Source organism: Streptomyces sp. B5E4, from assembly GCF_039871555.1.
Classification (GTDB): Bacteria; Actinomycetota; Actinomycetes; order Streptomycetales; family Streptomycetaceae; genus Streptomyces.
Map to the genome: position 1 here is coordinate 17,618 of NZ_JBDPMI010000028.1, position 17,937 is coordinate 35,554.

Genomic DNA, 17,937 nt, shown 5'->3' on the forward strand with positions numbered 1-17,937 from the left:
CGTCAGCTCCGCGTCCCTCGAAGGTGGTGGGTGGTGACGGTCTCGCGCGCCATCGCCGCGGTGAGGATGGCCTCCTGGCCGGCCTGCGGCCCGCGCGCCGGATCGCGGTGGAACTCGCCGGTCAGCCGGCCCTCGCAGAGCACCAGCACCCGGTCGCACATGCCGATCAGCTCGGGCAGCTCGGAGGAGACCGCGAGGATCGCGGTGCCCTGCGCGGCCAGTTCGTCCATGAGCCGGTGGATCTCGGCCTTGGCGCCGACGTCGATGCCGCGCGTCGGCTCGTCCATGAGCAGCACGCCGGGCCTGGTCAGCAGGCACTTGGCGAGGACGACCTTCTGCTGGTTGCCGCCGGACAGGTGCTGGACGGCGGTCTCCAGGCCGGGCGTCTTCACCTTCAGCGCCTCGATCTGCCCGGCGACCGCGGCCCGCTCGCGGCGCTTGTGCACCGTGCGCCACGGGGTGCGGTAGCGGGCCAGGGCGGCGAGCGAGCCGTTGAACCGCACGGTGTTGGCGGTGACGAGGCTCTGCCCCTTGCGGTCCTCGGCGACGAGCGCGAGGCCGCGGCGGATCGCGTGGCCGGGGCTGCGCGGGCGGTACGGGCGGCCGTCCACGGTGATCCGGCCCTGCGCCCGGGTGCCGTAGTGGCCGAAGAGCGCCTGGAGCACCTCGCTGCGCCCGGCGCCCATCAGCCCGGCGAGCCCGACGATCTCCCCGGCCCGTACGGACACGTCCACGCCGTACAGCGACGGGCCGCCGTCCTGCGCGGCGTACGTCAGCCCCTCGGCGGCGAGCCGCACCTCGCCGCCGCGGTGCTGCGCGGCGCGGCGCGGGAACAGCTCGCCGAGGGGGCGGCCGACCATGAGCCGGACCAGCTCGGCCCGGGTGGTCTCGGCCGTCCGGCGGCTGCCGACGTACGCGCCGTCGCGCAGCACGGTGACGGCGTCGGCGATCTCCTCCAGCTCCTCCAGGCGGTGCGAGATGTAGACGACGCCGACGCCGCGGGCGGTCAGGTCGCGGATGACGGCGAAGAGGCGGCGTACCTCGGCGTCGGCGAGCGCCGACGTCGGCTCGTCCATGACGAGCAGCCGGACGTCGAGGTTGAGGGCCTTCGCCACCTCGATGAGCTGCTGCTCGGCGAGCCGGCAGTGCTTGACCGGCCGCCGCGGCGACACGGCCAGGCCCAGGCCCGCGAGCAGGTCGCGGGCGCGGGCCTCCTGGGCCTTCTTGTCGACGGTGCCGCGGGCGGTGCGCAGCTCCCGGCCGAGGAAGACGTTCTCGGCGACGGACAGCTCGGGGACGAGGTTGAGTTCCTGGTGGATCATCCCGATGCCGTGCCGCTGCGCGTCCTTGGGCGAGTGGATGGCGGCGGGCACGCCGTCGCGCTCGATGACGCCCTCGTAGTCGGGGTGGACCCCGGCGAGGACGTTCATGAGCGTCGACTTGCCCGCGCCGTTCTCCCCGAGGAGCGCGACCACCTCCCCGGCGTGCACGGTCAGCTCGACCCCCTTGAGGGCGCGCACACCGGGGAAGGACTTGGCGATCCCGCGCATCGCGAGGAGCGGTTTCGCTTCGCTGGACATGCGGGGTGACCCCCTTCCGTAGCTGGTCGGGATGGTTGGAGACGATGGGCCGGTCGCTCAGGGCCGGTCGCGTCCGGCGCCGGGGACCGCCCCGGCGGCTACGCCGCGGCCGGGATTGCCGCGAAGCGGCCGGTCCCCTGCCGCAGCGCCGGTGTCGGACCCGGCAGGAGGCGGACGGGCAGTGACCCACCGCCGGAGCCCGCGGCTACCTCGCGTCTCCGAAGCCGTCGTAGGCGATGCCCAGTTGGTCGCAGACCGCGCGGAGGTCGGCGACGTAGTCGCCGGGGACGGCGTGGATGTGATTGCTGCCGAAGCGGGTCAGGAACTCCTCCGCCGTGGCGTTCAGGCGGGCGAAGGCATGCGGCCACTCCCACGTGGAGGCCCGCATCATGCGCTCGTTGGTCTCCGCGTCGTACTGCTCCAGATCACCGCGCATCACGTGCATCCGGTACTCGCCGCGCAGCCGCGTGAGCCGGGCGAAGGTCATCGGTCCGGGGGCGGCCAGGTGCTGGACGGACGCGCCGCCGGCCGGGAAGTAGAAGACCTCCGGCAGGAAGCTGACGTGCCGCAGGTTCTCCGCGGGGTCGTCGGAGCGGGCCGCGTACCAGGTGGCGTGCTGGCCGGAGTTGCACAGGTCCCAGACCTGCTTGTCGGTGTGGTAGTGCCGTACGTCGGCGAAGAGCACGGGGTCGCCGGAGAGCAGCTTGAGCATCTGCATCGTCAGCGCCGCGTCCATGTCCGCCTCGGTGGAGGTGACGTGGGTCGCCTTCGGGCCCTCCCAGTCGTACGGGTCGTTGAGGAACGCCTCGGCGACGTCCATCGTGCAGAAGTTCGCGGTCAGCTCCGGCTGGCCCTTGATGCCGGAGAAGTCGAGGTTCCACTCCTCGATCAGCTCGCGCATCGCGTAGTACGCGCGGATCTGCCGCTCCAGCAGCTCGGGGGTGAGCCGGTCGCCGTCGTACTCCACGCCGGCCGCGTGCCGCTCGATCCAGGTGCGGGCGTTCTTCACCCGCGCCGCGTCGGCGTTCTCGCTGCGCCGCACGATCTCCCACTGGTCGATCTCCTCGACGTCGACGCCGAAGACCTTCATCCACTGGTCGGTGTTGGCGGTGGCGGTGTACATGCCCATGGGCCGGCCGCCGATCCGGCCGAAGGTGGAGCCGCGCAACTGCTGCACCGCGGCGCCCGCGCGGACGTGGGTGAGGATCCGGTCCCGTACCGCGGGATCCGCCAGATCGCCCCAGGCGCGGGCGTGCACGCGGCCGATCTGGTCCAGGCCGCCGGCGCCGGCGAGGAGGCCGACCATGCCGGGGTACTGCGGGTCGAGGTTGGCGACCATCAGGATCGGACCCGGCGTGGACTCGGCGGCCAGCATGGTGAAGTGCGGGAACGTCCACACCGAGTGGTGGAAGATCGTCACGTCCACGTGCCGCTCGGCGAGCCAGCGGGCCTGGGAGGTGGCGAGGACGTTGGACTCCACGTGCTCGGGCGCGGTGATCACCTCGTGCCCGGCGTCGGCGAGCATGGCGGCCAGCTCGCGCGCGGCGCGGGAGACGTGGTCGCGTACGTCCCGCTGGACGTAGTCCCGGCCGTCGGAGATGGACAGCAGACCGATGCGTGCCATGTGGCTGGCCTCCAATTGCGTGCGGTTGTGATGCGTGGTGACGGTGCTGCGGTGGCGGTACGCGCGTACGGGCGCGCGGCGGCGCGTTACTTGAGGCCGGAGGTCTTGATGGACTCGACCATCTGGCGCTGGAAGAAGAGGAAGAGCATCAGCATCGGGATCACCGCGACCACGGCGGCGGCGAGGATGTAGTTCCAGTTCGAGCCGTACTGGGTGGTGAAGGACGCGATGCCGACCTGGGTGACGGTCAGGTTCTCGCTGCTGGTGGCGACCAGCGGCCAGGCGAAGGCGTTCCAGTTGGCGAGGAAGAAGAACACCGACAGCGCGGCCAGGATGGGCCGGGACAGCGGCAGGATGATGCTCCAGTAGATCCGCCAGTAGCCCGCGCCGTCGGCGATCGCCGCCTCCTCCAGCTCCCGCGGGATGCCGAGGTAGAACTGCCGCAGCAGGAAGATGCCGAAGGCGTTGAAGAGCGGCGGGATGATGAGGGCCGCGTAGCTGTCGAGCATGCCCATCTCGCGGACGACGATGAACAGCGGGATGAGGATCACCGGCGGGGTGATCAGCAGCGTGGAGAAGATGACGACGAAGATGCCGTCGCGGCCGGGGAAGCGCAGGCGGGCGAGGGCGTAGGCGGCCATGGAGTGGAAGAACAGCGCGAGGATCGTGATGATCCCGGCGGTGAAGAAGCTGTTCCACAGCCAGCGGTCGAAGGCCACTTCGGTGAGGACGTAGCGGAAGTTCTCCCAGGTGACGTCCTCGGGGAGCAGCTTGCCGTCGGTGACGGCCTCGCGCGGCTTGAAGGCCGAGGTGATCAGCCACAGGACCGGGAAGACGCTCAGCACCGACAGCACGATGGCCAGCACCGTGAGCCCGGCGCGGGCGCGGCGGCGGCCGGGGCCGCGCAGCGGGGTGGGGCGGGCGGCGGTGGTGCCGCCGGCCAGGGTGTCACTGCTCATCGTCGAACCTCCCGCCCTTGGTCGCCTTGAAGATCAGCCAGGACAGGGCGACCATCACCACGACGAGGAAGGAGCCCAGGGCCGCGGCGTAGCCGTACTCGCCGAAGACGAACGCCTGTTGGTAGATGTAGAACATCGCCACGGCGGTGCCGTTGGCGGGACCGCCGTCGGTCAGCACGAAGATGAGGTCGAAGGTGCCGGTGATCGCGGCGACCGTGCTGACGATGAGGACGAAGAAGCTGGTGGGCTTCAGCAGCGGCCAGGTGATCTGCCGGAACGAGGTCCAGGGTCCGGCGCCGTCGATCTTCGCGGCCTCGTACAGCTCCCGGGGGATCTCGTGGAGACCCGCCAGGAAAATAATCATGTAGTAGCCCATGTAGTACCAGACCGTGACCGCGATCACCGCGTACAGCGCGAGGCCGGGATCGCCGAGCCAGGAGCGGGCGCCCACGCCCAGCTCGCCGCCGGCCTTGTTCACCACGCCGGTCTGGTCGTCGAGCATGAACTTCCACAGCAGGCCGACGACGACCAGGCTCAGCATGTGGGGCAGGAAGAGCGCGGTGCGGTAGACCGACATGCCGGGCAGCATCTGCTTCATCAGCACGCCCAGGCTGAGGCTGACCACGAACAGCGTCGGCACGAGGATGACGACGTACTTCGTGGTGACCCACATCGAGGACCAGAAGTACGGGTCGTTGAACATCCGCTCGTAGTTGCCGACGCCTATCCATTCGTACGAGCCGAAGCCCGAGACCTGGAAGAAGCTCAGCACGAACGACAGCAGCATCGGCAGGACGACGAAGAGGCCCAGGCCGAGGCCGTCGGGCAGCAGGAACAACGTCGCGGCCAGCCGCTCACGGCCCTTGCGGCCGAGCCGGCGGCGGCCCGCGGGGGCGGCGGCGCGCTTCGCGGCGGCGCCGGGGGCGCGCTCTCGCTGTGTGGCGATGCTCGTCATAGCAGGCTCGCCCCCTGGTAGCTCTTCAAGAAGGCGTCGATGGTCTGGGCGGCCCGGTCGGCCTCGCCGTCCACGCCCTTGCCGGCGAGCATGGTCGCCTGGATGGCGTCGGAGATCGCCTTGTAGACGATCGGCGGATAGCGGGGCTCGGCCCGGCCGCCGGGGAAGACGTCCTCCTTGAACGTCTTCATCGCCCAGGAGTCGTAGCCGCCGCGCTTGGCGCCGCGCTCCAGGGCGGAGGTGCGGGGGGAGATGTCGGACTTCACGCCCGTACACCACTCGACGGTGCGGTCGATGGACTCGTCCGACATCCCGCCGAGGGCCCAGCCGCAGAACTCGGCGGCGGCCTCGGGGTCGGCGCCCTGGGTGCTGGCGCAGAACGACCAGCCGCCGAGGGTCGTGGTGTACTCGCCGCCGGGCGGTACGGGCAGCTTGAAGACCCCGTACTCGTGCTTGGGCGCGCCCGCCTTGAACGCCTGGACCTCCCAGATGCCGATCTGCCACATGCCGGCGAGGTCGGAGGTGAAGGCGGTGATGCGGTCGTCGGCGGCGGGGAGCGTACGGGGCGCGATGCCCGCCTCGACGGCGTCCTGCCAGAGCGCGAGGGCCTGGCGGGCGCCCTGGGAGTCGAAGGCGACGTTGCCTGCCTTGTCGACGACCTCGCCGCCGCCCTGCCACATCCAGCAGTACCAGGTGAAGTTCTGGTAGTAGCCGGGGTCGGTGTGGAAGACGAGGCCGGCGGCGCCGGTCCTGCTGCGGATCTTGTCGCCGGCGTCGAGCAGCTGGTCCCAGGTCGTGGGGATGTCCGCCTCGGAGAGGCCGGCCTTCTCCCAGACGGGGACGTTGTAGAACATCGCCAGCGGCTCGACCTCCATGGGCAGGGCGTAGACCTTGCCGTCGACGGTGCGGCTGGTGAGGCTCGTGCCGTAGTCCTCGACCACGCCGTCGTCGAGGTGCGGGGTGAGGTCGGCGAGGATGCCGCCGTTGTAGTAGCGGGTGAAGTCGCCGGGGCTGAGCAGGAAGATGTCGGGTCCGGCGCCGGCGGCGAAGGCGGTGACCATCTTCGAGCCCTGGTAGCTGACGCCGGGGACGAAGTACGGCTCGATCTTGACGTCGTGGGTGTCGTTCCAGTCCTTGATGAGCCGGTCGAACCACTTCGACTGGGCGACCATCGCGGGGTCGGACGCCTTCGGGTCGTAGAAGTGCCAGAACTTCAGCGTGCCGCCGCCGGCGCTCGCGGATCCGCCGCAAGCGCTGAGCAGCGGGGTCGCGGCGGCCGTCGCCGCGGCGGCGGCGCCCGCCGTGCCGCCGAGGAAGCGGCGGCGCGAGGGAGCGCCGCGGGCGGGTACGGCGCCGTTGCCGTGCTGGAGCATGTCGTGCCCCTGTCTGTCGGGTGGGTGCTGGGTCGGGAGCGCGGGGGCTCGTACGGGCTCAGTCGGGGGCGTCGACTTCCAGGTCGAGCAGTCCGGGGGTGGCCGGGAGGGCTGCGCTCGACGGCGCGGCCAGGTAGAACAGGGAGGTCGAGGCGATGTCGTCGCGGTTCTTGCGGTAGCGGTGCTTGAGGCCGTTGCCCTGGCCGGCGCCGATGCCGAGGCACTGCACGGTCACGCGGAGGTCCTCGTGGAAGCGGACGGGGTCCAGGACGTGCCAGCGGTACATCCCGAACCGCTGCTGGCTGGCGTAGAGGCCGTCGGGCCGCAAAATCTGGTTCAGGCCCAGATAGGGCGTGGTGTAGGCGGTGTAGCCGTGCGGTTTGACGTCGAAGTTCCAGGCGCCGCCGAAGTAGTCCTCGGTGCCGGTGCCGCAGATGGTGGGCCAGTCCTCGTCGCCGTCGAGGTAGAACTTCAGCTCGCCCTCGCCCCACCAGCCGGGGCTGTTGGTGCCCCAGGCGAGGTAGGTGCCGACGTACTGGCCGGCTCCGGTGACGCCGTCGAGGAGGGTGTGGACGGAGGACTCGTCGACGGGGTTGCTGCGGCGCCACTGGGCGTGGAAGTAGGAGGCGTCGGCGGGGACGTCGGCCAGCTCGTAGTCGATCTGGTAGTAGAGCGTCATCTGCTCGGGGGCGAGGTTCTCCAGCGTGACGCGGGCGCTGCGGCGGAAGGGCATCGGCCAGTAGGCGTTGAAGCCGCCGTTGGGGGCGACGGTGACGGGCACCGAGGAGACCGGGCTGAAGACGCTCCAGCCGTTGCAGAAGAAGTCGCCGAGCGGCACCTCGACGGCGGGGGTTTCGGCTCCGTCCCAGTAGACGCGCAGCAGGGTCTGCCGCCAGGCGGCGTGCGGGGCGGTGGTGCACCAGAGGTGGCGTATGGTGCCCGGCCCGTCGACGTCGGCGAGCACGGCCGTCTCGCCGGGGGCGATGTCGATGCTCGGGGAGATCTTCCACCCCCGGCCGAGCCGGCTCGCGGCCCGGGCGCCGGTGCCCTCGGTGGCGGCACCGCCGGCGCCCTTGGCGCCGGTGGGGTTCTCGGCGCTGATCGAGCGGGTGACGGCGGGGGTCGTACGGGCGAGGTCATCCAGGCCGAACGTGGTGCTCATGGACGCTCCGTTGTGAAATCGTTTTCGTACAGGGGTGGCGAGGGGTCATCCCAAGTGCGCGCGCAGCAACTGAGCGGGACCCGATGATGTGAGGCGGCCCCACCGGAAATCCCTTGAAATCCATTTCACGCGAACGTAGAGTTCACGCAAGACGGTGTCAAGAGGTCCGTACGAGACCGCGGAAAACACCGTCCGCGCCGACCCGTCCACGTACCCGACCGGATGCCGGGACCGCGCCGCGGGCCGCATCGCGGGACCGCCGGATGCGCGTATCCGATACCCCGACGCGGCCCGGCCGGGCCCCGGACTGGCGGAGAATGGGCGGCAGGGCACCGGACGCGCGGCCGACTCCCGCGCCTGCGTGAGAGGTTCAGGTAGCGGACAAAGTGACGACCATCAACGATGTGGCGCGCGCCGCGGGGGTCTCTCCGGCCACTGTCTCCCGGGTCTTCAACGGAGGCCGGGTCACCGCCGAACGCGCCGAGCGCGTCCGCAAGACCGCGGCGGAGCTGGGCTTCTCGCCGAACCGTGTGGCGCGGTCGCTGCGGATGCAGCGGGCGAGCGTCATCGGACTGATCATCCCGGACATCGAGAACCCCTTCTTCACGTCGCTCGCGCGCGGGGTGGAGGACGCGGCGCAGCAGACGAACCTGTCGGTGGTGCTGTGCAACACCGACGAGGACGTGGACAAGGAACGGCGCTATCTGGAGATCGCGGCGGCCGAGCAGATGGCGGGCGTGATCGTGGCCGCGGCATCGCGGAACCGGACGGACCTGTCGGTGCTGGAGGGCCGCGGGATGCCGGTGGTCGCGGTGGACCGGCGGCCGCGGGGCGCGTCCGTGGACGCGGTGATGGTCGACAACCAGCACGGCGGCGAGGAGGCCACCGCGCACCTGCTGCGCAGCGGCTACCACCGGATCGCGTGCATCGCGGGCCCGGAGGGCGCGTCCACCTCCGACGACCGGCTGGCGGGCTACCGCGCGGTGATGCGCGACCACCTGCGGGAGACGGACGGGGGCACGCTGCCGCCGGAGTACGTCCGGCACGCCGACTTCCGGGTCGAGGGCGGCCGGGCCGCGATGCGCGACCTGCTGGCGCTGCCGTCGCCGCCGGATGCGGTGTTCGTGGCGAACAACCTGATGACGGTGGGCGCGTTGCAGGCCCTCAGGGAGGCGGGCACGGAGCCGCCGCGGACGGGGGTCCTGTCGTTCGGCGACGTCCCGTGGGCGTCGCTGGTCCGCCCGCCGCTGTCGACGGTGCAGTTGCCGTCGTACGACCTGGGGTGGACGGCGGCGGGGCTGCTGCAGGAGCGGATCGCGGGGACGGAGCGGCCGCTGCAGACGGTGGTGCTGCGGACGGCGCTGCAGGTGAGGGAGTCGACGTCGGGCCCGGGGGCGGGGGCGTAGAACGGTCTCCCCCTCTGCACCCGCCCCAGGGTAGGCCGCCCCTCTGACAGCAGCCCGCCCACGGGGGCCGCGGGCGGCACGCCCCCGGGGCGTACGTACGGGCGCACGGGGCGCGGCTCTCCCCGCAGCAGGAGCCCGGCCCCTCGGGCTCACCCACCCGGCCACGCCCCGCCGCCGAGCCCGGGTTCTCGGGCCCGCTTCCCGCGGAGCGCCTACGTGTCCAGCAGGCTCCGCCACTCCGCCACCGACTCCGGCGACACCGGGCCCGACCAGCCCGCCGGGCGGACCGCGCCGCCGACGTGGAAGGCGTCCAGGCCGGCCGCGCGGAGGCGGGGCACGTGGGACGTGGTGAGGCCGCCGCCCGCCATGATGCGGGCCTCGTAGCCGGGTTGTCCTGCGGTCGCGCGGGCGGCCTCGTCGACCAGCACCGCCAGGCCGTCCGCGACGCCCTTCGCCGAGCCCGCCGTCAGGTACGTGTCCAGCCCCGGCAGGCCCGCGAGCTGCTTGCGCAGCGTGTCCCGGTCCGCCGCCCGGTCGATCGCCCGGTGGAACGTCCACCGGCACCCGTCCCCCACCGCCGCCAGCAGCCGTCCGACCGTCGCCAGATCCGGTCCGCCCGCCTCGTCCAGGAACCCGAGGACGAACTCCTCCGCCCCCTCGGTGCGCAGCGCCCGCGCCCGCGCCGCCAGGGCCTCCACGTCACCGGCCGCGAACCCGTCCTCGGCGCGGAGCATGACGCGTACGGGGATCTCCACCGCGGCCCGTACGGCGGCGACGGTCTCGCGCGACGGGGTGAGCCCGTCGGCGGCCATGTCCGTGACCAACTCCAGACGGTCGGCGCCGCCCGCCTCGGCGGCGGCGGCGTCGGCGGCGTTCAGGGCGATGACCTCAAGCAGCATTGGTCTAGACATGAAGCACAGCCTGCCATATCGCGCAGAATGGTGACCATGCCCGCCCCCGGAGACAACCAGCCTGCAACATCGGTGCCCGAGCCCGGCGACCCGGCCCTCCTCGACCGCTGGACCGCCCTCCTCACCCGCTGCCGCTCCGGCGCCGCAGCCCCCGACCCCGTACCGTACGGAAGGAACCTGCTGGAACGGTGGGGTGAGCCCCAGCGGCGCTACCACACTGCGGCACATCTGGCCGCCGTCCTCGACCGCATCGACGAGCTGGCCGACCACGCCGACGACCCCGACGCCGTACGCCTGGCGGCCTGGTTCCACGACGCCGTCTACCGGCCGGAGCGCAGCGAGAACGAGGAACGCAGTGCGCGACTCGCGCAAGTAGCCCTGGCCGAGGCGGGAGTTGGGGACGAGCGCGTGGCGGAGGTGGCTCGGCTCGTACGGCTCACGGTGACCCACGACCCGGGGGCCGGGGACCGCGACGGCGAGGTGCTGTGCGACGCGGACCTCGCGGTGCTGGCGGGTACGCCGACGGCGTACGCGGCATATGCGGCGGCGGTACGGGAGGAGTACGCCTTCGTCCCGGACGACGCCTTCCGCGAGGGGCGGGCGGCGGTCCTACGACAACTGCTGTTGCTGCCACGGCTGTTCCGTACGGAGACGGGGCACACGCGCTGGGAGGCGGCGGCACGGCACAACGTGGGGACGGAGCTGGAGCTGCTGGGGGCGTAGGGGCCCGCCGGTGTCCAGCCGGTCGAAGGCATGGGTCGGGTAGGGGTCCAGGCGGTGGGTGACAGCCGCGCCCGTCCCGGCTTACCCGGTCGCCTTCACCGCGTCTTCCGCCGCCGGCTTGCCGCACGCCACCAGCCTCGTACGCCGGGCCGCCGACCGGCCGGCCACCACCGTCATCGCCACCGCGCCCACCGCCAGCACGGCACCGGTCCACGCGGTGGCGGCGTACCCGAGGCCCGCGCTGATGACGAGGCCGCCGAGCCACGGGCCGACGGTGTTGCCGATGTTGAACGAGGACGTGGCGGTCGCGCCGGCGAGGCCCTGTGCGGCGCCGGCGACGTCGAAGATCCGGGCGTTGAGCGCGGGCGCGGTGGTGAAGGCCGTGGCGCCGAGGAGGATCGAGAGGGTCACGATCGCCACCGGGTACTCGGCGAGCAGTGCGCACGCCACCAGCACGGCGGCGGTCGCGGACAGCCCGACGTACATGGTGCCGAACCGGTACCGGTCCGCCATCCGCCCGCCGACGAGCGTGCCGAGGAAGGCCCCGGCGCCGAAGAGCGCGAGCACGGTCGGCACCCAGCCGTCGCCGAGGCCGGCGACGTCGGTGAGGAGGGGCGCGAGGTAGGAGAAGAAGGAGAACGTCGCGCCCGCGAAGAGTGCGATCGTGGCCATGGCGAGCCACACCTGACCGTCGCGGTAGATGCGCAGCTCCTCGCGCAGCCGCGGCGGCTCGGCGTCGTCGGGCGTGCCGCCGGGTACGAGCGCCACCACCCCGACGAGGGCGACGGCGGTCATCAGCGTCACGGCCCAGAACGCGGACCGCCAGCCGAAGTGCTGCCCGAGCAGCGCCCCGCCGGGGACCCCGGCGACGTTCGCGACGCTGAGCCCGCCGACCATGATCGCCATGGCCCGCGCGCGGGCCCCCGTCGGGACGGTGGCGATGGCGACGGCGGCACCGACGGCCCAGAACCCGGCACAGGCGAGGGCGCTGACGATACGGGTGGCGAAGAGGACGCCGTAGGAGGTGGAGACGGCCCCCACGATGTGCCCGGCCCCGAAGACGACGAGCAGCCCGACGAGGGTGGTGCGGCGGGGAAGGCGGAGGGTGGCGGCGGCGAGGGTCGGCGCGCCGACGACCATGCCGACGGCGAACGCGGAGATGAGGAGGCCGGCGCGAGGTATGGAGACGTCGAGGTCGTCGGCTATCTCGGGGAGCAGCCCGGAGAGCATGAACTCCGACGTCCCGAGGGCGAAGACGGCGACGCCGAGGACGTACACGGCGACGGGCAGGCGGGCTCCGGCCCGGGGAGCGGTCGGGGACATGACGAGTGGAACACCAAGGCGAGAGGGGAACATTCCTACGATCGCTACGGTACGGGGAAAAGCCGCAGGTGGAAAAGAGCGCTCCCCGCACCCGCGGGGACGGACTCACCCCGCTCCCGTCTTCCTCCCCCGGCGTCGCAGACCCCCCTCCACCAGCCTCCGCAGCAGTTCCTTCGAGCCCACCTCCACCGCCCCACGGCTCACCGCGTCCCCGTACCGCGTCGACGGGATGTCGTAGTGGTCCCCGTCGAACGCCCTCCGCGGCACCCCCATCGACTCCGCGAAGGCGTGCAGTTCCTCGTACGACTCGTCGCTCACCAGGTGCGACCACATCCGCCCGTGGCCGGGCCACGTCGGCGGGTCCACGTAGATCGTCACCTCGGGCCGCCTCCGCCCAGGCTGCCCACCGGGGCCACCACCGCGCCCGTCCGGCCGCACACCCACCGCGGCTCCGGGCCCAACTCCGGTTCGATGTCCAGCGCGTGCGGGCCCGCGGAGTCGACGTCGTCGCAGACGGGACACAGCGGCCATCTGCCGTACTTCTCCAGCAGCGCGTCCTGGACGTCCTGGGCCACCAGGCCGTCCAGGTACGCCACGCCCTCGGGCCACTGCTCCACCCACCAGCGGCGGTGGACCACCGCGTCCTCGACGAAGGTGACCACGTCGGGTTCGGCCACGTCGGCGGCGCTGAGGTCGGCGAGGATCAGCGCGCGGGCCCGGTGCAGCGCCTGTTCCAGCCCTTGGTGCTCCATACATCCATTCTCCCGCAACCGGCGCCTGCGCGGCCGGGTCCGCGGCCGCGCCACCCGGCTCACGACCCCGGATCGAGGTTTTCCACAGGGCCGACGCGGGGGGTTGACTCGCCCTCCGTCGCGAAAATATCTTTCGGGTGTGAGCTACAGCGTGAAGGAAACTTTCAGTCCCGACACCCCGACCGGGCCTGCGCCGCCCGCGCCCGCCGCCCTCGCGGCCAAGGTGCGCACGGTCGCGCCGTCCATGACGCGCTCCATGCAGCGCGTCGCCGAGGCCGTCGCCGGGGACCCGGCCGGCTGTGCCGCGCTCACCGTCACCGGCCTCGCGGAGCGCACCGGCACGTCGGAGGCCACCGTCGTGCGGACGGCGCGGCTGCTCGGCTATCCCGGGTATCGCGACCTCCGGCTGGCCCTCGCCGCCGCCGCAGCCCAGCAGGAGGCCGGGCGGGCGCCGTCGGTCACCGCGGACATAGCGGTGGACGATTCGACGGCCGATGTCATCGCCAAGCTCGCGCGGGACGAGCAGCAGGCCCTCGCGGACACCGCGGCCGGGCTCGACCCCGTGCAGTTGGAGGCGGCGATCGCCGCCATGGCCACCGCCCGGCGCATCGACGTCTACGGCATCGGTGCCTCCAACCTCGTGGGCCAGGACCTGGTCCAGAAGCTCCTGCGGATCGGCGTCGTGGCGCACGCCTCGCCCGACCCGCACCTGGCCGTGACCAACGCCGTCCAACTGCGCGCGGGTGACGTGGCCATCGCGATCACGCACTCGGGCCGCACGGTCGACGTCATAGAGCCGCTTCGGGTCGCCTTCGACCACGGGGCGACGACGGTGGCGATCACCGGCCGTCCGGACGGCCCCGTCGCGTCCTACGCCGATCACATACTCACCACGTCCACGGGTCGCGAGAGCGAGCTGCGGCCGGCGGCCATGTCCAGCCGGACCGGCCAACTGCTGGTGGTGGACTGCCTGTTCATAGGCGTGGCCCAGCGGACGTACGAGCGTGCCGCCCCGGCGCTCGCCGCCTCGTACGAGGCGCTGGCCCACCGGCACAGCCCGCTGCGCCCGCGGTCCTGACGCCGCCCGGCGACTTCCGACGACGACCGATGTACCGGCGACCCGCCCTCCGTCCAGGTGCGGACCCCTCCGACGGCACCGGCCGCCCCGGAGGCCGCGGACGAGTCGGATCTGTCGGATGTGCCGGGCGTACGGGACCCGTCCCGCGCGCCGGATGCGTCAACCGCACCACCCGCACCGCGCACTGCTCCCGCGCCACGCACGCCCCCTACCGAACAGCGCTCCCGTGCCCAGCACCGCTCGTGCGGCACGCACCTCTCACACCACGGTTACCGCTCATGCGCCGCATACCGCTCACGCACCACTCGCGAGCCTCACCCGCCCGCGACGACGCACCACCCCGCACCATCCCAGGCACGACCCCCCGCACCGGCCTGCCCGACGACGTCCCCACGGGTGTCCGAGGGCCGGCGCCCCACCGCACCGCCGTACGACGCCGGCACCGCCCGGTGGCCGGACGCGCTCCGCGCGCCGGACGCCCGTGGCGGCAGTCCGATCGCCGGCGCCCGCACCACGCAAGCCGCCGTGACCGACCCACCTCCGCGTATGCGCACCGCCCACCGCGCGCCGCGCACCGTATGGAAAGAGCCGCTCCGACATGCCCTCTCCCTCAGCAGACATCCGCCGGGAGCTGGAAAACCTGACCACCGAGGCGTTCCGCCCCGAGCTGGCAGAGATCGACCGTCTCTCCAGCCTGGAGATCGCCAGAATCATGAACGAGGAGGACAGCGGGGTTCCGGGCGCTGTCGCCTCGCAACTGCCGCAGATCGCCGCCGCCATCGACGCCACCGCCGAGCGCATGGCCCGCGGCGGCCGGCTGTTCTATCTGGGCGCCGGCACCGCGGGCCGGCTCGGGGTGCTGGACGCCAGCGAGTGCCCACCGACGTTCAACACGGACCCCTCGCAGGTCGTCGGCATGATCGCCGGCGGGGACGTGGCGCTCCGCACCTCCACGGAGGGCGCGGAGGACAGCAAGGAACTCGCCGCGGCCGATCTGGCGGCGGCGGACCTGGGGCCCGACGACACGGTCGTCGGCATCTCCGCCTCCGGCCGCACGCCGTACGCCGTCGGCGGTGTGACGTTCGCGCGCGACCGGGGGGCGCTGACCATCGGGCTGTCCTGCAACGCCGGTTCGCCCCTGGGCGCGGCGGCGCAGCACGGCATCGAGGTCGTCGTGGGCCCCGAGCTGATCGCGGGCTCGACGCGGCTGAAGGCGGGCACGGCGCAGAAGCTCGTGCTCAACATGCTGTCGACGATCACGATGATCCGGCTGGGCAAGACGTACGGGAACCTGATGGTCGACGTGCGCGCCTCCAACGAGAAGCTGCAGGCCCGTTCGCGGCGCATCGTCGCGCTGGCGACGGGCGCGGGCGACGCGGAGGTGGAGGCCGCCCTCGCCGAGACCCACGGCGAGGTGAAGAACGCGATCCTCACCATCCTCGGCGGCGTGGACGGCAGCACGGCGGAGCGCCTGCTCGACGCCTCCCACGGCCATCTGCGGGTCGCCCTGAAGTCCGCGACCGACGTGAGCTGACCCCGGCGGCGCCGGGCAGGGGGCGCTGGACAGCACCCCCTCCTTCCGCGCCGCGACCGCGTACGGACGCGCCCGAGGGCGGCACCCCCTTCGGGGTACCGCCCTCGGTTCGTCAGTCCGTCCGCAGTACGTCCGCAGACGCAGCGGACGTACGGACTTCGCCCTGCGGGATCAGAAGTCCATGTCGCCGCCGGGCATACCGCCCCCGGCCGCGGCCTTCTCCTTCTCCGGCTTGTCGGCGACGACGGCCTCGGTGGTGAGGAACAGGCCCGCGATCGACGCCGCGTTCTGCAGCGCGGAGCGGGTCACCTTGGCCGGGTCGAGGATGCCCTCAGCGATCATGTCGACGTACTCACCGCTGGCGGCGTTGAGCCCGTGACCGGCGGTCAGGTTGCGCACCTTCTCCACCACGACGCCGCCCTCAAGGCCGGCGTTGACCGCGATCTGCTTCAGCGGGGCCTCCAGGGCCAGCTTCACGGCGGACGCGCCGGTGGCCTCGTCGCCCTGGAGCTCCAGCTTCTCGAAGACGTGGCCGGCCTGCAGCAGGGCCACGCCGCCGCCGGCGACGATGCCCTCCTCGACGGCCGCCTTGGCGTTGCGCACGGCGTCCTCGATGCGGTGCTTGCGCTCCTTCAGCTCGACCTCGGTCGCGGCGCCGGCCTTGATGACGGCCACGCCGCCGGCCAGCTTGGCGAGCCGCTCCTGCAGCTTCTCGCGGTCGTAGTCGGAGTCGCTCGCGTCGATCTCGGCCCGGATCTGGTTGACCCGGCCCTGGACCTGCTCGCTGTCGCCGGACCCGTCGACGATGGTGGTCTCGTCCTTGGTGATGACGACCTTGCGGGCGCGGCCCAGCAGGTCGAGGGTCGCGCTCTCCAGCTTGAGGCCGACCTCCTCGGAGATGACCTGGCCACCGGTGAGGATGGCGATGTCGCCGAGCATGGCCTTGCGGCGGTCGCCGAAGCCCGGGGCCTTGACGGCGACGGACTTGAAGGTGCCGCGGATCTTGTTCACCACGAGGGTGGACAGGGCCTCGCCCTCGACGTCCTCGGCGATGATCAGCAGCGGCTTGCCGGACTGCATGACCTTCTCCAGGAGCGGCAGCAGGTCCTTGACCGCGCTGATCTTGGAGTTGGCGATGAGGATGTAGGGGTCCTCCAGCTCCGCCTCCATGCGCTCCATGTCGGTGGCGAAGTAGGCGGAGATGTAGCCCTTGTCGAAGCGCATGCCCTCGGTGAGCTCAAGCTCCAGCCCGAAGGTCTGCGACTCCTCGACGGTGATGACGCCTTCCTTGCCGACCTTGTCCATGGCCTCGGCGATCAGCTCGCCGATCTGGGTGTCGCCGGCGGAGATGGAGGCGGTGGAGGCGATCTGCTCCTTGGTCTCCACGTCCTTGGCCTGCTCCAGCAGGGCGGCGGAGACGGCCTCGGTGGCCTTCTCGATGCCGCGCTTCAGCGCCATCGGGTTGGCGCCGGCGGCCACGTTGCGCAGGCCCTCCTTGACCAGGGCCTGGGCCAGGACGGTCGCGGTCGTCGTGCCGTCACCGGCGACGTCGTCCGTCTTCTTCGCGACCTCCTTGACCAGCTCGGCGCCGATCTTCTCGTACGGGTCCTCGAGCTCGATCTCCTTGGCGATGGAGACACCGTCGTTCGTGATCGTGGGGGCGCCCCACTTCTTCTCAAGGACGACGTTCCGGCCCTTGGGGCCGAGGGTGACGCGGACGGCGTCGGCGAGCTGGTTCATGCCGCGCTCGAGGCCGCGCCGCGCCTCCTCGTCGAACGCGATGGTCTTGGCCATTGTGTTGAGTCCTCCCGGACAGGGGCATCGTCTGTGTCCGGACCGCGCTGGCGCCCGCGACGGACGGCCCGCGACCCGCGTGGTTCCCTCCCACCCGGCCTGCGGACCTCACCGAACCGGTCCCGTGCTGTCACTCTCACGGGGAGAGTGCTAACGCCAATGATTAGCACTCGCCCCCTGCGAGTGCAAGCGGGTAGAGGCTTCTCTTGCGCAGAGCGGAACCGGACCGCGGCACATCACGCAACAGGCGGCGGGAGGAGGCACGGACAGCGAGGCGCGGACCGGGGAGGTGCGGACAGGGGGCGGACCGGGGAGGTGCGGACAGGGGAGGCGGACAGCAGAGGGCCCGCACCCCGGGGGGTGCGGGCCCGTCGCGAGTCGTCCGTGGTCGATGCCCGGCGCTCAGCCGCTGACGCGGACCATGTCTGCCTGCGGCCCCTTCTGGCCCTGCGAGATCTCGAACTCGACCCGCTGGCCTTCCTCGAGGGTGCGGTATCCGTCCATCTGAATCGCGCTGTAGTGGACGAAGACATCCGCACCACCGTCGACCGCGATGAAGCCGTACCCCTTCTCCGCGTTGAACCACTTGACGGTGCCCTGAGCCATTCCAAACTCCCCTATTGCTGGCCTTTACACAGGACCGCACTCCGCGGACCCGGGTCAGACCTCACCCCCGGATACACGCCGGGGCGTGCGCCGGAACGCGTCGACCGCGGCTGAATGTATCCGCACAGATGCCCAGTGCAACAGGTCAATCGGACGA

The 17,937-nt window shown here is 72.0% G+C and carries 16 protein-coding genes; 4 read left to right on the top strand and 12 right to left on the bottom strand.

What is annotated here, in order from left to right:
• Nucleotides 1-2 precede the first annotated feature (2 nt).
• The 6 genes from ABGA99_RS28330 to ABGA99_RS28355 form a co-directional block, all read right to left on the bottom strand.
• On the bottom strand, nucleotides 3-1,580 hold the full coding sequence (locus tag ABGA99_RS28330) for a sugar ABC transporter ATP-binding protein (protein ID WP_347575080.1): 1,578 nt from the start codon (nucleotides 1,578-1,580) through the stop codon (nucleotides 3-5).
• Between the two features lie 205 nt (nucleotides 1,581-1,785).
• A complete protein-coding gene (locus ABGA99_RS28335) occupies nucleotides 1,786-3,204 on the bottom strand; it encodes an L-fucose/L-arabinose isomerase family protein (protein ID WP_347575079.1) in 1,419 nt (472 codons plus the stop codon).
• Nucleotides 3,205-3,290: 86 nt separating this feature from the next.
• Nucleotides 3,291-4,163 carry a carbohydrate ABC transporter permease gene (locus ABGA99_RS28340; protein ID WP_347575078.1) on the bottom strand — a complete coding sequence of 291 codons (873 nt, stop codon included), beginning with the start codon at nucleotides 4,161-4,163 and terminating at the stop codon, nucleotides 3,291-3,293.
• Nucleotides 4,153-5,118, bottom strand: coding sequence for a sugar ABC transporter permease (locus tag ABGA99_RS28345; RefSeq protein ID WP_347575077.1), 966 nt, complete (start codon nucleotides 5,116-5,118; stop codon nucleotides 4,153-4,155). Before ABGA99_RS28345 ends, ABGA99_RS28340 begins: the two co-directional genes overlap by 11 nt.
• Complete coding sequence (locus ABGA99_RS28350; RefSeq protein WP_347575076.1) at nucleotides 5,115-6,491, bottom strand: sugar ABC transporter substrate-binding protein; 1,377 nt, start codon at nucleotides 6,489-6,491, stop codon at nucleotides 5,115-5,117. Before ABGA99_RS28350 ends, ABGA99_RS28345 begins: the two co-directional genes overlap by 4 nt.
• 58 nt (nucleotides 6,492-6,549) lie before the next feature.
• Nucleotides 6,550-7,653, bottom strand: coding sequence for a glycoside hydrolase family 172 protein (locus ABGA99_RS28355; RefSeq protein ID WP_347575075.1), 1,104 nt, complete (start codon nucleotides 7,651-7,653; stop codon nucleotides 6,550-6,552).
• A gap of 386 nt (nucleotides 7,654-8,039) precedes the next feature.
• Here ABGA99_RS28355 and ABGA99_RS28360 point away from each other — a divergent pair, with 386 nt between their 5' ends.
• Complete coding sequence (locus ABGA99_RS28360) at nucleotides 8,040-9,059, top strand: LacI family DNA-binding transcriptional regulator (RefSeq protein ID WP_347575074.1); 1,020 nt, start codon at nucleotides 8,040-8,042, stop codon at nucleotides 9,057-9,059.
• Nucleotides 9,060-9,271: 212 nt separating this feature from the next.
• On the opposite strand, the gene ABGA99_RS28365 is transcribed toward ABGA99_RS28360, so the two are convergent.
• Nucleotides 9,272-9,970, bottom strand: a complete 699-nt coding sequence (locus ABGA99_RS28365; RefSeq protein ID WP_347575073.1) for a copper homeostasis protein CutC — start codon at nucleotides 9,968-9,970, stop codon at nucleotides 9,272-9,274.
• A gap of 27 nt (nucleotides 9,971-9,997) precedes the next feature.
• Between ABGA99_RS28365 and ABGA99_RS28370 the strand changes: the two genes are divergently transcribed.
• On the top strand, nucleotides 9,998-10,693 hold the full coding sequence (locus ABGA99_RS28370) for a hypothetical protein (RefSeq protein WP_347575072.1): 696 nt from the start codon (nucleotides 9,998-10,000) through the stop codon (nucleotides 10,691-10,693).
• 81 nt (nucleotides 10,694-10,774) lie between these two features.
• Here the strand turns inward: ABGA99_RS28370 and ABGA99_RS28375 are convergent, their stop codons facing one another.
• The 3 genes from ABGA99_RS28375 to ABGA99_RS28385 all read right to left on the bottom strand — a co-directional run bounded on the left by ABGA99_RS28375 (nucleotide 10,775) and on the right by ABGA99_RS28385 (nucleotide 12,768).
• Entirely contained in the window at nucleotides 10,775-12,016 is a 1,242-nt protein-coding gene (locus tag ABGA99_RS28375; RefSeq protein WP_347575071.1) for a Cmx/CmrA family chloramphenicol efflux MFS transporter, read from the bottom strand.
• A 105-nt stretch (nucleotides 12,017-12,121) separates the two neighbouring features.
• A complete protein-coding gene (locus ABGA99_RS28380; RefSeq protein ID WP_347575070.1) occupies nucleotides 12,122-12,394 on the bottom strand; it encodes a DUF4031 domain-containing protein in 273 nt (90 codons plus the stop codon).
• The gene (locus tag ABGA99_RS28385) at nucleotides 12,391-12,768 is read right to left on the bottom strand and encodes a hypothetical protein (RefSeq protein ID WP_347575069.1); all 378 of its coding nucleotides are present in this window, start codon (nucleotides 12,766-12,768) and stop codon (nucleotides 12,391-12,393) included. Before ABGA99_RS28385 ends, ABGA99_RS28380 begins: the two co-directional genes overlap by 4 nt.
• A gap of 139 nt (nucleotides 12,769-12,907) precedes the next feature.
• Between ABGA99_RS28385 and ABGA99_RS28390 the strand changes: the two genes are divergently transcribed.
• Complete coding sequence (locus ABGA99_RS28390; protein ID WP_347575068.1) at nucleotides 12,908-13,846, top strand: MurR/RpiR family transcriptional regulator; 939 nt, start codon at nucleotides 12,908-12,910, stop codon at nucleotides 13,844-13,846.
• A 598-nt stretch (nucleotides 13,847-14,444) separates the two neighbouring features.
• Nucleotides 14,445-15,380: an N-acetylmuramic acid 6-phosphate etherase gene (gene murQ, locus ABGA99_RS28395; RefSeq protein WP_347575067.1), complete on the top strand. Its 936-nt coding sequence runs from the start codon at nucleotides 14,445-14,447 to the stop codon at nucleotides 15,378-15,380.
• 171 nt (nucleotides 15,381-15,551) lie between these two features.
• Here murQ and groL read toward each other — a convergent pair whose 3' ends face one another.
• Nucleotides 15,552-17,174, bottom strand: coding sequence for a chaperonin GroEL (gene groL / locus ABGA99_RS28400; RefSeq protein WP_101422708.1), 1,623 nt, complete (start codon nucleotides 17,172-17,174; stop codon nucleotides 15,552-15,554).
• A 402-nt stretch (nucleotides 17,175-17,576) separates the two neighbouring features.
• On the bottom strand, nucleotides 17,577-17,780 hold the full coding sequence (locus tag ABGA99_RS28405; protein WP_018839739.1) for a cold-shock protein: 204 nt from the start codon (nucleotides 17,778-17,780) through the stop codon (nucleotides 17,577-17,579).
• Nucleotides 17,781-17,937 lie beyond the last annotated feature (157 nt).

Excerpts from the sequence above, each read along its gene's own strand:
- ABGA99_RS28330 (WP_347575080.1), bottom strand. The coding sequence starts at position 1,580 with ATGTCCAGCGAAGCGAAACCGCTCCTCGCGATGCGCGGGATCGCCAAG.
- ABGA99_RS28335 (WP_347575079.1), bottom strand. The coding sequence starts at position 3,204 with ATGGCACGCATCGGTCTGCTGTCCATCTCCGACGGCCGGGACTACGTC.
- ABGA99_RS28340 (WP_347575078.1), bottom strand. The coding sequence starts at position 4,163 with ATGAGCAGTGACACCCTGGCCGGCGGCACCACCGCCGCCCGCCCCACC.
- ABGA99_RS28345 (WP_347575077.1), bottom strand. The coding sequence starts at position 5,118 with ATGACGAGCATCGCCACACAGCGAGAGCGCGCCCCCGGCGCCGCCGCG.
- ABGA99_RS28350 (WP_347575076.1), bottom strand. The coding sequence starts at position 6,491 with ATGCTCCAGCACGGCAACGGCGCCGTACCCGCCCGCGGCGCTCCCTCG.
- ABGA99_RS28355 (WP_347575075.1), bottom strand. The coding sequence starts at position 7,653 with ATGAGCACCACGTTCGGCCTGGATGACCTCGCCCGTACGACCCCCGCC.
- ABGA99_RS28365 (WP_347575073.1), bottom strand. The coding sequence starts at position 9,970 with ATGTCTAGACCAATGCTGCTTGAGGTCATCGCCCTGAACGCCGCCGAC.
- ABGA99_RS28370 (WP_347575072.1), top strand. The coding sequence starts at position 9,998 with ATGGTGACCATGCCCGCCCCCGGAGACAACCAGCCTGCAACATCGGTG.
- ABGA99_RS28375 (WP_347575071.1), bottom strand. The coding sequence starts at position 12,016 with ATGTCCCCGACCGCTCCCCGGGCCGGAGCCCGCCTGCCCGTCGCCGTG.
- ABGA99_RS28385 (WP_347575069.1), bottom strand. The coding sequence starts at position 12,768 with ATGGAGCACCAAGGGCTGGAACAGGCGCTGCACCGGGCCCGCGCGCTG.
- murQ (WP_347575067.1), top strand. The coding sequence starts at position 14,445 with ATGCCCTCTCCCTCAGCAGACATCCGCCGGGAGCTGGAAAACCTGACC.
- groL (WP_101422708.1), bottom strand. The coding sequence starts at position 17,174 with ATGGCCAAGACCATCGCGTTCGACGAGGAGGCGCGGCGCGGCCTCGAG.
- ABGA99_RS28405 (WP_018839739.1), bottom strand. The coding sequence starts at position 17,780 with ATGGCTCAGGGCACCGTCAAGTGGTTCAACGCGGAGAAGGGGTACGGC.